The 16956-nt window shown below is 38.4% G+C and carries 19 protein-coding genes; 17 read left to right on the forward strand and 2 right to left on the reverse strand.

The window, feature by feature from the left end; translation table 11 throughout:
- Window positions 1-146 precede the first annotated feature (146 nt).
- The 3 genes from G4Z02_RS07910 (at window position 147) to G4Z02_RS07920 (ending at window position 2241) form a co-directional block, all read left to right on the forward strand.
- Complete coding sequence (locus G4Z02_RS07910) at window positions 147-419, forward strand: HU family DNA-binding protein (protein ID WP_258877473.1); 273 nt, start codon at window positions 147-149, stop codon at window positions 417-419.
- A gap of 95 nt (window positions 420-514) precedes the next feature.
- Complete coding sequence (locus G4Z02_RS07915; RefSeq protein ID WP_258877474.1) at window positions 515-1708, forward strand: ankyrin repeat domain-containing protein; 1194 nt, start codon at window positions 515-517, stop codon at window positions 1706-1708.
- 20 nt (window positions 1709-1728) lie between these two features.
- The gene (locus G4Z02_RS07920; protein WP_258877475.1) at window positions 1729-2241 is read left to right on the forward strand and encodes a hypothetical protein; all 513 of its coding nucleotides are present in this window, start codon (window positions 1729-1731) and stop codon (window positions 2239-2241) included.
- Between the two features lie 11 nt (window positions 2242-2252).
- Here G4Z02_RS07920 and G4Z02_RS07925 read toward each other — a convergent pair whose 3' ends face one another.
- Entirely contained in the window at window positions 2253-2936 is a 684-nt protein-coding gene (locus G4Z02_RS07925) for a CPBP family intramembrane glutamic endopeptidase (RefSeq protein WP_258877476.1), read from the reverse strand.
- Window positions 2937-3083: 147 nt separating this feature from the next.
- Here G4Z02_RS07925 and G4Z02_RS07930 point away from each other — a divergent pair, with 147 nt between their 5' ends.
- The 5 genes from G4Z02_RS07930 to G4Z02_RS07950 all read left to right on the forward strand — a co-directional run bounded on the left by G4Z02_RS07930 (window position 3084) and on the right by G4Z02_RS07950 (window position 6381).
- Complete coding sequence (locus G4Z02_RS07930) at window positions 3084-3743, forward strand: potassium channel family protein (protein ID WP_258877477.1); 660 nt, start codon at window positions 3084-3086, stop codon at window positions 3741-3743.
- Between the two features lie 57 nt (window positions 3744-3800).
- On the forward strand, window positions 3801-4385 hold the full coding sequence (gene rdgB, locus G4Z02_RS07935; RefSeq protein WP_258877478.1) for an RdgB/HAM1 family non-canonical purine NTP pyrophosphatase: 585 nt from the start codon (window positions 3801-3803) through the stop codon (window positions 4383-4385).
- Between the two features lie 34 nt (window positions 4386-4419).
- Window positions 4420-4992 (forward strand): rubrerythrin, encoded by a 573-nt coding sequence (gene rbr, locus G4Z02_RS07940; protein WP_258877479.1) that lies wholly within the window; start codon window positions 4420-4422, stop codon window positions 4990-4992.
- Window positions 4993-5084: 92 nt separating this feature from the next.
- Window positions 5085-5573, forward strand: a complete 489-nt coding sequence (locus tag G4Z02_RS07945) for a metallophosphoesterase family protein (RefSeq protein ID WP_258877480.1) — start codon at window positions 5085-5087, stop codon at window positions 5571-5573.
- A 1-nt stretch (window position 5574) separates the two neighbouring features.
- A complete protein-coding gene (locus G4Z02_RS07950; RefSeq protein WP_258877481.1) occupies window positions 5575-6381 on the forward strand; it encodes a prephenate dehydratase in 807 nt (268 codons plus the stop codon).
- Between the two features lie 16 nt (window positions 6382-6397).
- Here the strand turns inward: G4Z02_RS07950 and G4Z02_RS07955 are convergent, their stop codons facing one another.
- Entirely contained in the window at window positions 6398-8251 is a 1854-nt protein-coding gene (locus G4Z02_RS07955; protein ID WP_258877482.1) for a glycoside hydrolase family 13 protein, read from the reverse strand.
- A gap of 151 nt (window positions 8252-8402) precedes the next feature.
- Between G4Z02_RS07955 and G4Z02_RS07960 the strand changes: the two genes are divergently transcribed.
- The 9 genes from G4Z02_RS07960 to xseB all read left to right on the forward strand — a co-directional run bounded on the left by G4Z02_RS07960 (window position 8403) and on the right by xseB (window position 16949).
- Window positions 8403-10082 (forward strand): glycoside hydrolase family 13 protein, encoded by a 1680-nt coding sequence (locus G4Z02_RS07960; RefSeq protein WP_258877483.1) that lies wholly within the window; start codon window positions 8403-8405, stop codon window positions 10080-10082.
- A 6-nt stretch (window positions 10083-10088) separates the two neighbouring features.
- Window positions 10089-10862 (forward strand): alpha/beta hydrolase, encoded by a 774-nt coding sequence (locus tag G4Z02_RS07965; protein ID WP_258877484.1) that lies wholly within the window; start codon window positions 10089-10091, stop codon window positions 10860-10862.
- A gap of 166 nt (window positions 10863-11028) precedes the next feature.
- Complete coding sequence (gene potA, locus G4Z02_RS07970; RefSeq protein ID WP_258877485.1) at window positions 11029-12081, forward strand: spermidine/putrescine ABC transporter ATP-binding protein; 1053 nt, start codon at window positions 11029-11031, stop codon at window positions 12079-12081.
- Window positions 12065-12880 (forward strand): ABC transporter permease, encoded by an 816-nt coding sequence (locus G4Z02_RS07975; protein WP_258877486.1) that lies wholly within the window; start codon window positions 12065-12067, stop codon window positions 12878-12880. The genes potA and G4Z02_RS07975 overlap by 17 nt, the downstream gene beginning before the upstream one ends.
- The gene (locus G4Z02_RS07980; RefSeq protein ID WP_258877487.1) at window positions 12877-13707 is read left to right on the forward strand and encodes an ABC transporter permease; all 831 of its coding nucleotides are present in this window, start codon (window positions 12877-12879) and stop codon (window positions 13705-13707) included. Before G4Z02_RS07975 ends, G4Z02_RS07980 begins: the two co-directional genes overlap by 4 nt.
- Window positions 13704-14903, forward strand: coding sequence for an ABC transporter substrate-binding protein (locus G4Z02_RS07985; protein WP_258877488.1), 1200 nt, complete (start codon window positions 13704-13706; stop codon window positions 14901-14903). Before G4Z02_RS07980 ends, G4Z02_RS07985 begins: the two co-directional genes overlap by 4 nt.
- Before the next feature lie 160 nt (window positions 14904-15063).
- A complete protein-coding gene (gene nusB / locus G4Z02_RS07990; RefSeq protein ID WP_258877489.1) occupies window positions 15064-15459 on the forward strand; it encodes a transcription antitermination factor NusB in 396 nt (131 codons plus the stop codon).
- A 1-nt stretch (window position 15460) separates the two neighbouring features.
- A complete protein-coding gene (gene xseA / locus G4Z02_RS07995; protein ID WP_258877490.1) occupies window positions 15461-16747 on the forward strand; it encodes an exodeoxyribonuclease VII large subunit in 1287 nt (428 codons plus the stop codon).
- Entirely contained in the window at window positions 16740-16949 is a 210-nt protein-coding gene (gene xseB, locus G4Z02_RS08000; RefSeq protein WP_258877491.1) for an exodeoxyribonuclease VII small subunit, read from the forward strand. Before xseA ends, xseB begins: the two co-directional genes overlap by 8 nt.
- Window positions 16950-16956: the final 7 nt, after the last annotated feature.

Here is a 16956-nt window from a genome sequence, read left to right on the forward strand (position 1 = left end):
TTAATTAAGGTATATAGCCGAGTATCAAAATTGACCACCTTATTTATAAAAAATATGGTTTAATTAGATAAAGTGCCGAATATCCTTGCAATAAAGCCGTTTAACTGCTATAATAATTACAGATAAAAAAATAGGGAGGCAAATTTATGAACAAAACTGAATTAATTGCTCGCATCGCAGAGGTTTCAGGTTTAACAAAAAAAGATTCTGAAACTGCATTGAACGCAACATTAGCAGCTGTACAAGAATCATTAGTAGCAGGAGAAAAAGTAGTCTTAACTGGATTTGGTACATTTGAAGTACGCAATCGTAAAGCTCGTGTTGGTCACAACCCACGTACCAACGAAAAAATTCACATTCCTGCACAAAAATCACCTGCTTTCAAAGCTGGTAAAGTTTTAAAAGAAGCTGTAAGATAATTACCTACTCAAAGTAAAAAAATATCACAAGAAATTGTGGTATTTTTTTGTTATTTATGGTACTTTTGTAGTGTAAACTTTAAGGAGGTGACAATGTGGATTACGATCATTTTTTACAGTATGGTGACGGCACAAGTAGCTGTATCCATCAAGCAACACTCACCAATGACACAAACTATATTGTCACGTACTTAAAACAAGGTGGCGATGTCCATATCAAAGACGATCGCAACCAAACATTGCTTCATCTTGCCACCCGGAACAAAGCTGCGCATTCGATGCGCTTATTATTACAAGTCGGGGTGAATCCCAATCTTGGTGACAAGTTTGGCGATACCCCCTTACATATCGCCAGTTACATGGGCAATGATGCGATGGTGTCTTTGCTTGTTGAACATGGTGCAGATCCAAACACACCCAACGACAATCAGGATACCCCACTCCATAAAGCCGCGTTCAAAGGAAGTGTTTCATGTCTCGAAATTCTGCTGGCTCATGGTGCAGATATTTATCGTACAAACGAGTTTCACTCGAGTGTGATTCAACATGCGGTTCGCAGTAAAAAAATCAAAGCCGTAAAATATTTAATAGAACAAGGAGCAATTATAAATTCCTTGGATGATCGAGGCCAATCGACATTGCATTACGCGGCACTGTATTCCACTGTTGACATTGTTCAATATCTGATTGAACAAGGGGTAAACCCATATTCGAAAACAAACTACCGGTTAACGCCACTTCACATGGCCGTCGAACATCCGATGTTTGAAATGGTGCAGGTGTTCTTGCAATCGGGGTTAACATCGTATGATCAATCGAAGTTTAATCAATCACCCTATGATATTGCCGTACAAAAAAACAAATACGAAGCCATTGAAACCTTTAATCGGTTAAAAAACGATGCCGAGTATCAATCAAAATTGAAAGCAAATCAACTAACCCTTTCAATCGTAATGAATGATTTTGATTTGGCGGTATCCTTAATTCCTAGAAGCAACGTCAACAACAAAGATATCTTTGGCAATACCCCGTTATTCTATGCGATCATGAATCACGAACCCTATTTGGTCGAACAGTTGATCGCCCATGACGCCTCGGTCTATAATATTGATAGTAAACAGCTGGATGCAATTTACTACGCGGTATTGATTGGTGATGTGGACATGGTGAAAACCATATTAAAAAAGCAACACAACCTCGGAAAAAAATACTTGGGTTATAACGTGTTAGATTATGCCACACACAATGATCAAACAGCGATAAAAGAGGTGCTTGTAAAACATCAATAAACGTTAGAAAGAGGGATTGGATGAAACGACGAATACAATTATTATCATCAGCGCTTGTGGTGTTGTTGATGGCATTCAGTATTCTATTAATCACCATCGATGTCAGTGGAATACCACTGTTTTATGATATGCAAATTTTCTACACCATTGACGATGTAAGGCGGACGATGGATATCCTCATGTCACCATCTGGTTCGATATCGATGACCGAACTACATACGCTCCGCCAACAGTTTGAATTATTCTATATTATTGATGTCCTATTCCCGATTGTCTATGCGTCCTTATTAGGGACCATTGCCAAAGAACTACGCTTAGCGTGGCTCATTCCCATTATCATTGCAACCATGGTATTGGACTATATCGAAAACATCATCATCTTATTGTTCTACGCTGTATTTGATGTTGGAATTGCCTTTTATACGATTCTTCATATAGCCACGATATTGAAATTCAGTGGCCTGTTCTTTACCGTAGGATATATGTGCTATTGCATCATCCAACGAAAGCGAACAATAAAAAAAACACCATGAGGTGTTTTTTTTTAGCCTAATGTAATTAGCATGACAATCACGCCATAGGTATTATATAACATATGGACCAAAATAGGGGTTACTATGGTTTCACTTCGATAATAAATATATCCGAGAATCGCACCTAATCCGGCGTAGTAGAATACTTGAACCAAATCACTAAAACCAGTATGCATTAATCCGAAGGTAAAGGCTGATATCGTAATAACGACATTGATTGGTAACATGTTATTGGTACGTAAGATTTGAAACAATGCATTGCGGAACACCATTTCCTCAACGAGGGGTGCCAGTACAATCGCAAACACCGCTAAATTGATTTTATCGTAGATGGATCCATTCAAGGCAAGGGAGTCGAGAAACGCCTGGTTTTCTGAAGTATCATTAATGCCAATCAATTGATATACAATCCCAATCACGACCATTGCCAGAAACATGAGAAGGACACCGTACAATGTATATTGCAATGTTTTTCGCGACTGTTTCACAGCGTGTATGAGGCTGTTGCGCCATGCAGGAACAAATAATAGAATTAATAAGAGATATACGGGTAAATAAAACGCTAACTGAAGGATGCTGTCATCCAATAAAATGGAGGATAGAATCAGTCTCAATCCAAAAAAGATAAAGACGGATAACACCAATGTGCTAACATAGATTATCGGTATCAAAAATTTCCCTTTTTGCTCAATCATAAACATCACCTCATAACGATTATATCACAGTATAACTTGATTCAAACGAAAAGCGATTAACATTTTGACTTTATCCCAAAGTATGGTAATATAATAAAGTCAAATAACAACATTCATTTGACAAATATAAAAGTGTAGGTGATATCCATGGCTCGAAAATCATTTGCCGTTATTGGAATGGGACGTTTTGGACAGAGCGTTGTCGTCGAACTCATCAATAAAGATGTTGATGTTTTGGTGATTGATCGCGACCCAGAACGAATTGCACGAATGAGTCAAATTGCTACCCATGCTGTAACCCTTGATACGACCGATGTACAAGCGTTAAAAGAAGTTGGAATCAGTAGTATTGATTGTGTTGTTGTAGCAATTGGGAAAGATTTGCAAAGTAGTATTTTAACGACCCTAATCTTAAAAGATCTCGGTGTTGAAACCGTTATTGTCAAAGTTCAAAATGCCGATCATGCGAAAGTCGTCGAAAAACTTGGTGCCGATGAAATCATTCAGCCAGAACAACAATCTGGGAAGCGATTGGCATCAAAAATTGTCAGTGACAATGTCCTTGATTATATCGATTTAAATGAAAGTCATAGTTTCATCGTTGTCAATGCAACTACAAAAATCATTGATTCCACAATCATTAATTTGGATGTGCGCAATAAATTTAAAATCAATGTTGTCGCGATTCGTCGTGGTGAAGATGTGATTATCCCCAATGCCGATACCGTCATTGAACAAGAAGATCAACTCCTGTTGATCGGAAATAACACCGATCTCGACAAATTTAATAATTGGTTACGAAAATAGACAGATAATCTGTCTATTTTTTTTGTTTCAGTGATATAATACTTGTGGAGTGATTGGATGAAAGAAATCGTAATAGCAACCCAAAACAAACATAAAACAGACGAATATAAACATATGCTTGAACCACTTGGGTACACCGTGTATACGTTGGATGAGTTCCCAGATATTGGTGAGATTATTGAAGATGGAGAGACGTTTGAAGCAAACGCCTATATCAAGGCGAAAACCCTCCAAGATGTGTTGCACAAAGACATTATCGCCGATGATAGTGGATTGATGGTTGAGGCACTGGATGGTGCGCCTGGAGTATACAGTGCGCGGTATGCTGGTGAGGACGTTACCTATGAAGATAACAATCGTTTGTTGATGAACAATATGAGTGGAATCCGAAATCGACAAGCTGCATTTATCACCGTGATTTGCTTGTTGGAACAAGGGTGTGAACCACGGTATTTCACTGGTATTTTACATGGAAACATTGCAACGGAATCACGAGGTGATAACGGCTTTGGCTATGATCCCATCTTCTGTATATCCGATGGGCGACATCTGGCAGAATTAACCATGGAAGAAAAAAATGCGATTAGTCATCGGGCATTAGCGACACAACAATTGATTATGCATTTGAGAAAATCAACTTGAATTGATATAATATATAATGAAAAGGAGGAACAATATGTCATTAAAGGGTACAAAAACAGAACAAAATTTATTGAAGGCTTTTGCAGGTGAATCGCAAGCACGTAATCGCTACACGATGTTCTCGAAAATTGCCAAAAAGGAAGGGTATGAGCAAATCGCTGCAATCTTTTTGGAAACTGCTGAAAATGAGTTAGAGCATGCCAAAATCTTTTTCCGTCATCTAGAAGGTGGAATGGTTGAAATCACAGCTGCTTATCCTGCAGGTGTTGAAGGAACCACTGCTGATAATCTATTAGCAGGTGCCGAAGGTGAAAATGAAGAGTGGACAGAGCTCTATCCAGAGTTTGCAAAAATTGCAGATGAAGAAGGATTTCCGAAAGTTGCTGCATCCTTCCGTCAAATTGCCAATATCGAAAAAGATCATGAAGAGCGGTATCGCAAGTTGCTTCATAACCTAGAAGAAGATCTCGTCTTTAAAAGCGGTGAGCAGGTTGTATGGATTTGTCGCAAATGCGGTCATGTCAGTGTTGGAAAACGCGCACCAGGAATATGCCCAGTTTGTGATCATCCAAAAGCTTATTTTGAACGAAAAGTAGTCAATTATTAAACTAAAAGAGTGGAGCTGTGCTTCACTCTTTTGCACTTCAATTAGGAAAATGGATAAGCCTTTGATATAATTTATAGTAAGAAGGTGATGCGATGAACATACTTGTCTTTAGTGACGTCCACGGACATCAACAATTGCTGGATCGAATATTGAACCGTTACACGGATATAGATTATATCATTTCCTTAGGGGATTTTGGGCTGGATCAAGAATATTTGTTAGAACGCAATATCATTCATGTCAAAGGAAATATTGCCTTTGATCCTGGAATCGTGGACGAGCAAGAAATCACGATAAGCAATCGTAAAATATTGCTTACGCACGGCCATACATATCATGTTCATCGAACATTAGGACACCTAATTAGTCGCGGGTTGGAAGACAACTTTGATATTGTCTTATATGGCCACACCCACATTCTTCGCAAAGATAATGTTGATGGAATGTGGATAATCAATCCCGGTAGCATTTATGCTCCTCGTGGAAAATATCCCCCTTCTTATGGAATCTTGACAATCGATGACAATCGAATGGAATGGACGTTTAAAGATGCAATGAATGATATGATGTTGGAGGTGTAACATGATTGGTTATTTAGGTCCGGAAGGATCGTATTCCTATTTTGCTGGTGCAACCTTTTATATAAAAGAGGATCTTGTACCATATAACAATATTGGACGTTTATTTTATGCCTTAGAACAAGAAGAAGTCGACGGGATTGTTGTGCCTTTAGAAAATATGAAGTTTGGTACTAGTTTTGATGTCCTCGGCCGCATTCATCACAATCACTATCACATAACCCGTGTCATTATGTTGGATATTGTTCTGCATGTGGTCTCTTCTGGAACAACACCTTCAGCAATACAGAAATTGTACGCCACAGAAGACAGCATTAATGAAGCATACAATACATTGAAACAAGAACTCGGTAAATATGAAAAACACTACGTATCCAGTAATAAATCAGCCTACGAAGTCTTGGAACAATCACAAGAGAATACCATCGGTGCGGTACTATCCAATCAGGAGATGTTAGGGCAGTACAACGTGGTACTAAACAATATTCGGGATACGAAAGAGAATATGCATAAATTTATTCTTGTTGAGAAGTCACTGAAAGTGACGGGCTTCCACAATCGTACGCTGATTGCATGTTGCCCCAAGTTTAATCACGTCGGCGCGTTATATGATGTTTTACATGAATTTGTAATCCGTGGAATCAACATCGTTAAATTATTGAGTTTACCAACGATTTCAACACAAAAAGAGATGATTTTCTATATCGAACTCGAAGGAAATATCGAACATGAAACCATCAGTGAAGCCTTGGCGATGGTTCGATACAAAAGTAGTTTCATTACCATCTTAGGAAGTTATTATGAAAAATAGAGGAGCAATTGCTCTTCTATTTTTTTTGAAGAATGAAGAATCCATAACTTGGGATTAACAATGTCGTTGAAAGAATGACTGTTTGATCCGTATAAAGGTCGGTATATTCACCGGCTTGCATCGCTTTTGGCAGGGTAATGGTGAGTTCTTTGAAACGTTTCGAAAGAATGAAATAGACATCGTCTTTTTGGTAGATAAGGTATTCTTCGACATCGTTTGTTTCAATCCAACGGAAAGCAACACTCTTTAATGCAGGTACATGCTTACGTAAATAGATGAGTCGCTTGATGTGTCGCAACAAATCGGGATTGTGCTCGGTAGGATCCCACGGCATACACCGGCGATTATCCGGGTCGTGTTTGCCACTTAACCCGATTTCACCACCATAATATACACTCGGTGCACCTGGAAAACTAAACAGGAATAGATACGGTAGTTTTACAAGTTCAATATTATTCGAGCAGATTTCTAAAATCCGTGTCGTGTCATGGGAATCGACTAAGTTATATAGGGAAGGTAACACATTTTTAGGATAGTTGGTTAACACTTGATTAACTTTGTATTTAAATTCCGTAGATGTTGATTGGTTATGATCAATGTTGGTGCCAAAATAATCCCATATCGGAAATAATAACTCATAGTTCATGACACCATCGTATTGATCTCCTTGTAACCAAGGAGTGCTGTTTTCCCAGTTTTCACCGACGATATAAGCCTCTCTCTTACTGGTTTTCACGGTGTGTCGGAAATCCCGCCAGAAGGCATGGGATACTTCATTGCTGACATCGAGTCGCCATCCATCGATGTCAAACTCTGTAATCCAATAGGCTGCGGCTTTAAGAAGATAGTCTTTCATCAAAGGATGATTGGTATTCATTTTTGGCATATATGGAGTGAATGCAAAGGTGCGATAGTTCAACAGTGTCTTATCTTCGAAGAGTGGTTTGGCACTTTCGCGAATGATCTTACCGTGGGCATCAATGTCGAAGTTGATGACCGGTTTATCGGAATCTATGATATAGAAACAATCGTAGTATTTCGATTGTTTACCATGTTTAATGACATCTTGAAAGTATGGATGACGAAAACCGCAATGATTGTATACGGCATCGAGCATTACTTTCATGTCACGCTTGTGAGCTTCCTCAACGAGGCGTTTAAAGGTCTCTTTGTCACCAAATGCTGGATCAATGTCAAAATAGTCGTTGACGTCGTATTTATGGGTTGAGTCACTGGGGAAAATCGGGGTCATATAGATACCTGTAAAACCAATGTCCTGAATATAATCCAGATGATCGATAATCCCTTGTAAGTCTCCTCCGAACAATTGGCGATTGTGATAATTCGTTACCGAACCCCATGCAAGAGTACCAGGTAGATTAATCGATGGATCACCATTGGCAAATCGTTCTGGGAAAATTGCATACCAGACTTGATCCTGAACCCAGGCGGGTGGTGAAAACATATCCTCTTCGTTTAGGAAAGGATAATTAAAGTAATTAAAATGATGGGTTAATTTATCGGGATGCTCGATAACATCAATGGTTTCACGTGACCCGTATAAATACCGTTCATCGATTAAGAATGCGTAACGCATTCGTTTTGTCGAAGGAGTAGCTTCGTAAATATAATGTTCAAAATCCTGAGTTTCGTATTCTTTTGTCATGTAGGAATCTGCAGTGCTATCTTGCTTCCATTCCCATGTTTCTGGCGTGGTATCAGATGGTCCCCAATGAAAGGGATCACCAAATAATACACGTACCGATTGGATATGATTTTTTTGAACAATCAGTCGCAAATGAACAGTGTCCTTATCATACATATAGGCGTATTTACTTTTTGGTTCATGATAAATTGTGTAGGGTAACAATGAAACCACCTCCTGTTTGATTTGATTATATCATGAATCGCATATTTCCTACTATGGTAGCGGTTTCATTTTTTGGAAATATTGCCATAAATGAATCGGCATGATGTATAATGGTACTGTACGATAGGAAATTGACGTGAGGAGTACATATATGAACAAAGCATGGTGGCAAGATGCCGTTATCTACCAGTGTTATATTCGTAGTTTTTATGATGCGAACGGGGATGGAATTGGCGATTTTCGTGGGCTAATCGACAAATTGCAACATTTCATTGATCTTGGAGTTGATGCAGTCTGGGTAAGTCCGCATTACAAATCACCGATGGATGACAATGGCTATGATGTATCAGATTACTATCAAGTTAGTGACGATTACGGTACCTTAGAGGATGTAAAAGAATTTATTGCACGTGCACATCAGCATAATATTAAGGTGATTTTTGATTTGGTCTTGAATCATACAAGTGATGAACATCCCTGGTTTCAAGCAGCGTGCGATCCGAATCACCCCGAACATGAACGTTATCATGATTATTATATTTGGCAACCACCCAAATACGATGCAGATGGCAATCGTATCAAACCAACAAAGTGGTTGAGTTGGTTCGGTGGTGGTGTGTGGGATTATAACGAACCAACAGACGAATATTATCTCCACATTTTCAGCAAAAAAATGCCCGATTTGAACTGGCGCAATGAAGCGATGAAAAACGATTTAAAAGCAGTGACAAAATGGTTGATTGATCTCGGTGTGGACGGATTTCGTGTCGATGCATCCAATCACTTGGAAAAGAATTGGGATTTTCCCGATGCTTATCCTGGGTATGAACATTTTTCAAGCTTACCCAAACATCATGAGTATTTGGAAGAGTTTGGTCGTGAGCTGTTTCGTCCAAACAATGTTATGACGATGGGAGAAGCCGGAGGAGCAAGTAAAGAAGAAGCTGAAAAATATGTCGGCTATGATCACGATGAGTTTAATATGTTGATCCAATTTGGCCATTGTTGGCAGGATTGTGACTGGACCAATCAAATAACAACAGGTAAATGGGCCAAAGGCGATTTGAATGTTGTCGGTATTAAAGAAAGTTTCGCGCACTTTCATGATATGTTAAAAGGAATTGGACACAATCTGATTTATTGGCATAATCACGATCAACCGCGTGTTGTCAGTCATTATGGTAACGATCAGGAATATTGGAAAAAAAGTGCCTTGATGTTACTCTATACACTATACTTTATGCCAGGAACAGCAATCGTCTACCAAGGAGAAGAAATCGGGATGATCAATGTCGATTATACCGATCTATCGGATTTTCGCGATGTTGAAGTGTTCACTGAATATGACAATTTTCGTTCCCGAGGTGCCAGCCATGAGTACGCGATGCAAGCACTGCGTGATCGCTCCCGTGACAATGCCAGAAGTCCTTTTCAGTGGAGCAGTGAACCATATGCAGGATTCAGTACGACAATTCCATGGATGAATGTTGTTGGCTCGTATCCAACGATTAATTTAGCAGCTCAACAAACAGATCCTACATCTATTTTTAATCAGTACAAAACCGTATTCTCGATGCGAAAAAAACGAGGTATTAGTGATGGTACATTGACGTTTATTGAATTGGATCATCCCGATCACTATTGCTATACGAACAAGGTGCAAGAAGGGACCATTCTTGTCATTGCGAATTTCCGCAACAAAGAAACCTTGATCACATTAGACATGGAGTTGGATGGCTACGAAGAACTGTTGTCTAATTGTCAACAATCGCTTCAACCTAATATGATTCTTCAACCATATGATGCCATTGTTTATTTCAAAAAGGAGTAATCACATATGAAAGAATACCGAACAATTCGGATGTATAGTGAACAATTATCAATGGAAAAACGCCTATACGTGTATCTTCCTCGAAGTTATGAAAGCAGTGAAAAATTCTATCCCGTTTTATATATGCATGATGGTCAAAATCTCTTTGATGATCGCATCGCTTATCAACGACGAGGATGGCGAATTATGGAGTTATATGAGGAATATCCCGATATTCCCGAAGTGATTATTGTAGGTATTGAAAGTGACATCACCCGGAATAATCAGTTGATTCCTTATCCATTTCAACTTCCAAACAGCAAGAAAGTACTAGGTGGACAAGCGGATTTATACCTAGATTTTATTGTTCAAACCGTAAAACCCTATATTGATCAACGATTCCGAACGTATAAGAATCGAAAAAATACCGCGATCATGGGATCGTCATTTGGTGGGGTCAATAGTTTGTATGCTTCTTGCAAATATACCGATACGTTTGCCCGGATTGCATCTCTGTCGGGGGCCTTCCATTTTGATTTTTTCGAACCGTTAAAACAAGACGTACTCGATGCCGATTTCTCATCGATGAAAAAAATCTACATGGATTGTGGTACAAACGAAACAGACAATGTAGCAGAAAACAAGCGTTATATTGAGCGCAATCAAGAACTTGTAACGATGATTCAGAAGAAAACCGACACCTCTCAATTCCAATTTCAAATGATTGAAGGTGGGATTCATCACGAGACCGATTGGGAGAAACGGTTCCCAGATATTATGCGATTTTTGTTTAATGATTAAGACAACTTCGGTTGTCTTTTTTTTTGTAAAAACAGTTTTTTTTAATTGACTATTTTAAAAAATAATATATAATTTAATTGCAAAACATTTTGCTCTTTACAATGCGACAACAAGGTTATAAAGGGAACTGTTTTGTATTTTTTATTAGGTACAGGTGGTGAACCATATGGCAAACAAATTAGTGGATTTGAAACACATCACAAAATCATTTGATGATAACGTCGTATTAAACGATGTATCTTTATATATTAAGGAAAATGAATTTGTCACATTACTTGGTCCATCCGGATGTGGAAAAACAACATTGCTGCGGATAATCGGGGGATTTGAATCATTGGATCATGGTGCGGTCGTATTCGATGGGAAAGATATATTGGATACCCCACCATATGAACGTGAAATCAATACTGTGTTTCAAAATTACGCATTGTTTCCCCATTTGAATGTGTTTCACAATGTTGCCTTTGGATTGCATATCAAAAAGTTACCGAAAGATGAAGTTCAAGAAAAAGTCCTTCGGGCACTAAAGATGGTGAAATTGTCCGGATATGAAGAACGGCCGATTAACACACTATCTGGGGGACAGCAACAACGTGTTGCCATTGCTCGGGCGATTGTCAACGAACCTAAGCTATTGTTACTTGATGAACCACTGGGAAGTCTTGATTTAAAATTGCGTCAAGAAATGCAGTATGAGTTAAAGGAAATTCAACGAAATTTAGGAATTAGTTTTATCTTTGTAACCCACGATCAAGAAGAAGCACTCACAATGAGTGATGTCGTCGTTGTTATGAAAGATGGTGTGATTCAACAAATTGGACGACCAGAAGATATATACAATGAGCCGAAAAATCGATTCACAGCGAATTTTATTGGTGAAAGCAATATTATTGAGGGAACCATGAAACAAGATTATCTCGTCCATTTTGAAGGGTTAGACTTTGAGTGTGTTGATCATGGATTTGAAACCAATGAACCGATCGATGTCGTAATTCGCCCCGAAGATATTCTTATTCAGGAACCACAACAAGGACTCATAACGGGAACTGTAGATGATATGATTTTTAAAGGTGTGCATTATGAAATTACAGTATTGGTGAACGAAAAGGAATACATTATTCACTCCACCGATCCAGTAACCATCGGCGATGAAGTATCATTAGCGTTTGATCCCGATGAAATCCATGTGATGAAACGGACATATGAAACACTTACGTAAACTTAGTTTCCCATATCTTGTATGGATGATGACACTGGTCTTTGGACCAACCATTTTAATACTTTTGTTAAGTATCAGTGATTTAGATATCTATAATTTAGGCACCTTTACAATAACCTTTGATAGTTTTTCGTTTTTAGGATCAACGAAAGTTATAAATGCTAGTTTAAACAGTTTGTTTTATAGTTTAACAGCAACGTTTATTAGTTTTCTAATTGGCTATCCTGTCGCGTTTTTCCTAGCGCGCAGCCATTCGAAATATAAGACTTTTTTTGTTAGTTTGTTAATTATTCCTGTATGGAGTAACATGTTACTCCGAATCATCGCATGGGAGAAATTATTTTATCCAATATCCATTTTAAATATGTTTGGCATCAGTTTGGATTTAATAGGAACACCTCTGGCGATTGTGATTGGTATGGTATCCATGTACTTACCGTTTATGGTATTGCCCATATACAGTGTTTTAGAGAAACTTGATCAGAATCTAATTGATGCGGCAAGTGATCTTGGGGCAGGACCATATGAAACGTTTACAAAAGTCATATTCCCATTAAGTTTATCCGGGGTCGTCAGTGGAACAATCATGACGTTGTTACCGTCGATGACAGCCTTCGCATTACCGGAACGACTCGGTGCGGGGAAAGTACAATTAATCGGGAATGTCATTCAAGATTATTTCATGAAAACCAATCAAGTGAATGCGGGGAGTTTAATTAGTATTATCCTGATGATTTTCATTGTCATCATGTTTATTCTCGTTCTCCATTTCGATAAGGAAGGGGAAACGTTGATATGATGAATATAATTGAGAAACGATGGAAACACGTACGGCCCATCTTGTATAAAGTTGTTGTTATACTGCTTACTGTTTTGGTGTACTTCATGGTCTATTTTCCAATCCTAGTGATCATACTATTAAGTATAAATGAATCCGAAAGTGGACAAACATTTACCGCATTAAGTCTCAAATGGTATGCCGAGATATTTCGTAATGAACGGTTGCTGACAGCGATCATAAACACGGTAACAATTGCCCTGATTAGTACAGTAGTTGCAACCATAGTTGGAACATTGACCGCTATAGGGATTAGTAGTCTTACGAAGTCTCGTAGAATCCAGTTTATGGTTTTGAATAATATCCCTGTTATCAACCCGGACATTGTCACCGGACTGAGTTTAATGTTAGTCTTTAGTCTATTGCCAATTTCCTTCGGTATGCCAACGATGTTACTCGCTCATATCTTCTTTAGCATTCCCTTTGTTGTATTGACGGTTCTTCCTAAATTGAAGGAACTGGATCCCAACTTAATGGATGCTGCACTGGATTTAGGATGTAATTATTTTCAAGGTGTATACAAGGTTATCATCCCATCGATCAAAACCAGTATAATTGCCGGAGCGTTAATCGCATTTACGATGAGTATCGATGACTTTGTCATAAGCTATTTCACAACCGGAAATGGATTCCAAAACGTTAGTATATGGATCTATTCGCGTTTGGGACGACGCACGTTCAGTCCCGCAGTTTACGCCTATAACACATTAATTGTATTCGTGACAATTGGTGTCTTAGGATATATAAATATTCGCATGAATGTTCGTTTGAAAGGAGAAAAGAAATGAAAAAAATAATGTTATTACTAGCAATAGGATTGATGGTATCACTTGCATTTAATGTAGATGCAAAAGAGGTCTCTGCGATGACCACAGTATACTCCGGTGAAACACTGTATGTATTGAACTGGGGAGAATATATGGATCCTGAACTTGTGGAACAATTTGAAACTACATTCGATGTTACCGTCGTGTATGATGAAGTTGGATCCAATGAGGAAATGGAAGTCCGAATCAAAGCAGGCACAACAAAATATGATGTCGCTTTTCCAAGTGATTATATGATTGACAAATTACGTCAACAAAACCTATTAAATGAAATTGACCACACCAAGTTAACTGGTCTTTCAAATGTCACGATAAAACCAGAAGTTGCCTCACTTACAGAAGGCAAGGGATACGATTCCTATTTCATTCCATATTTCTGGGGAACCATCGGAATTATGTACAATACCGATTCCGTTGATGAAGCCGATTTAACCGGTTGGGAAGTACTATTCGACACAGACAGTTCATACCGTATTGGAATGTATAACTCAGCTCGTGATGCAGCTGCAGCAGCGCTGCTCTATTTAGGGTATGACGTAAACACCAATGATGAGGATGAATTATCCGAAGCTGAGGATGCTCTTCGTGCAATGGATTACAGTGTTGTTGGTGAAGATAACTTAAAAACTCTTGTCCAAAGTGGTAACCTGGATATGGCACTTGTCTATAGTGGTGATTATTTCGACACCTTATACATTGCTGAAGAAGAGGAAGCCGATATCAATTTTGGATTCTATGTTCCCGATACAACAAATGTTTGGGTGGATGGTTTTGTCATTCCAACCACTAGTGAAAACACCGATTTGGCCCATGAGTTTATTAACTTCTTCTTGGATGAAGCAGTTGCTGAACAAAATGCAGACTGGGTTGGATATGCACCGGTTTTGGACGAAGTGTTTGACACATTAACTAATCCGGATGGAGACTATGGTTATGACTATGACAATTATGATCCCTATCCTGCAGGATCCTCACGCGTGATATATGAGTACATCAGTGATGCACGATTCCAACGTCTCAATGAGTTATTGGATGCAGCAAAAGCATCGGACATCGAAACTGGTTGTTTTAGTTCGTTACAGCTTAGCACGTTCGTATTACCAGCAGTGATGACGGTTGCTGTACTTGCCGTATTTGCACTGAAGAAACAAAAGTAACATGTACTTTAAAACAATCCTACAATAGAATTTTGTAGGATTGTTTTTTGTTGAAAATGAACGAGTATTTCTCATATAAAATGAGTGGTTTTGACTTTGATTTCAACGAATTGTGTGGTATAGTATAAGAAAGTAAAATACAGCAATCGAGGATGCATTTATGGACAATAAAAAACGGTCACGTAGAGAAGTGCGAGAAGATATTATCAAGACATTATATCAGATGGATATTCATCAAGAATTTGTATACGAAAAAACGTCGTATCCCTTTTATAATGAGAGCTTACAAGGAATTATCGATACGTTAACAACAATTGATGAAACCATTCAACAGAACTTGCAAAAGTGGAAAATAAATCGTTTGAGTTTTGTCGATCGTGCCATTATTCGATTTGCAACATATGAAATGATTGAAACCAATACACCACATGAAATCATTATTAATGAAGCCTTGAACATCACACGAAAATACAGTGATGAAGGAGATAGCAAAATGGTTGGATTCACCAACCGTGTTCTTGACAACATATCGAAATCGCTGAAAAAGGTTGGATAATATGGATGACAAACGATATTTAACCGTTACAGCCCTAACCAAATACATCAAATATAAATTTGATCAAGACGCACATCTAAAAAATGTGCTTTTGAAAGGTGAAATCAGTAACTTCAAACACCATTCAAGAGGACATTTTTATTTTACGTTAAAGGATGAAAAAGCCCAAATTAGTGCGATTATGTTTGCGTCGAACAGTAAGAAAGTACCCTTTCAAGTCCAAGATGGAATGAGCGTACTTGTCGAAGGAAACATTAGCGTGTATGAGAGTTCTGGCAACTATCAAATTTATGTTCAGACGATGACGGAAGATGGACTTGGGAATCTCTATGTTGCTTATGAACAACTAAAGAAGAAATTGTCAGAAGAAGGATTGTTTGATGATACGCACAAACAACCAATCCCCCGATTTCCAAAAACCATTGCTGTTTTAACAAGTCCTACTGGGGCCGCTGTACGAGACATTATTCATATTGTCAATCGCCGTTTTCCGTTAACGAAAATCATTATTTATCCAACACTTGTACAAGGGGAATATGCGAAAGATAATATTGTCCAGAACATTGAACAAGTGAATCGTGATCAACTAGCTGATGTTATCATTCTTGGTCGCGGTGGAGGTAGCATCGAAGATTTATGGCCATTTAATGAAGAGCAAGTTGCCTACGCAATATATAAGTCCATGATTCCAATTATCTCAAGTGTTGGTCACGAAACAGATTTTACAATCAGTGACTTTGTTGCGGATTTACGCGCGCCAACACCTTCAGGTGGAGCAGAAATTGCCGTTCCCAATCAAGTGGATATTGTAGCCTATATCAACCAAATGAATGAACAGATGCGGCTATCATTGAAGCGATTGTTAGATCGTAAGAAACAATCACTAACACACATAAAGAGCCACTATATATTTCAAGATCCTTTACGACTAACCGAACATAAAAATCGGCGGTTGGACCATTTGGTGGACAAGTTATCCCTACTACATCCAGGAAAACGATTGGAACAAGCACAAAAAGATACACGTAAATTAACCCAGCAACTAATTGATTCGATGAAGCGGATTTACAAAGATAAAGAATACAAATACCACATTGCGATTAATAAACTGGATTTAGTGAATCCATTACATATTATGAAAAAAGGATATACCATTGTCGCAAAAGACGGTGAAATTATTAAGAGTGTCTCACAGCTTGATGTGGGGGAGCACTTGACATTGCGAATGAATGATGGCGTGGCGGAAACCACCGTTACGTCCGTAAGAAAGGATAAAGATTATGAGTGAAAAATCGTTTGAACAAGCGCTTGTTGAACTGGAACAACTCGTCAAAGAGTTGGAAAATGGTGACATTGAGTTAAATGAAGCCGTAAAAAAATACAACGAGGGAATGAAACTAAGTGCTCATTGCCATGAACTTCTTCAAGAAGCCGAGGAAGTAATTGTTAAATTGATGAAAGATGACAAGTTAGAAGACTTTACAGAATAGAGGTGAC

Origin of the sequence: Candidatus Xianfuyuplasma coldseepsis (assembly GCF_014023125.1) — a bacterium.
GTDB classification, from domain to species: domain Bacteria; phylum Bacillota_I; class Bacilli_A; order Izemoplasmatales; family Izemoplasmataceae; genus Xianfuyuplasma; species Xianfuyuplasma coldseepsis.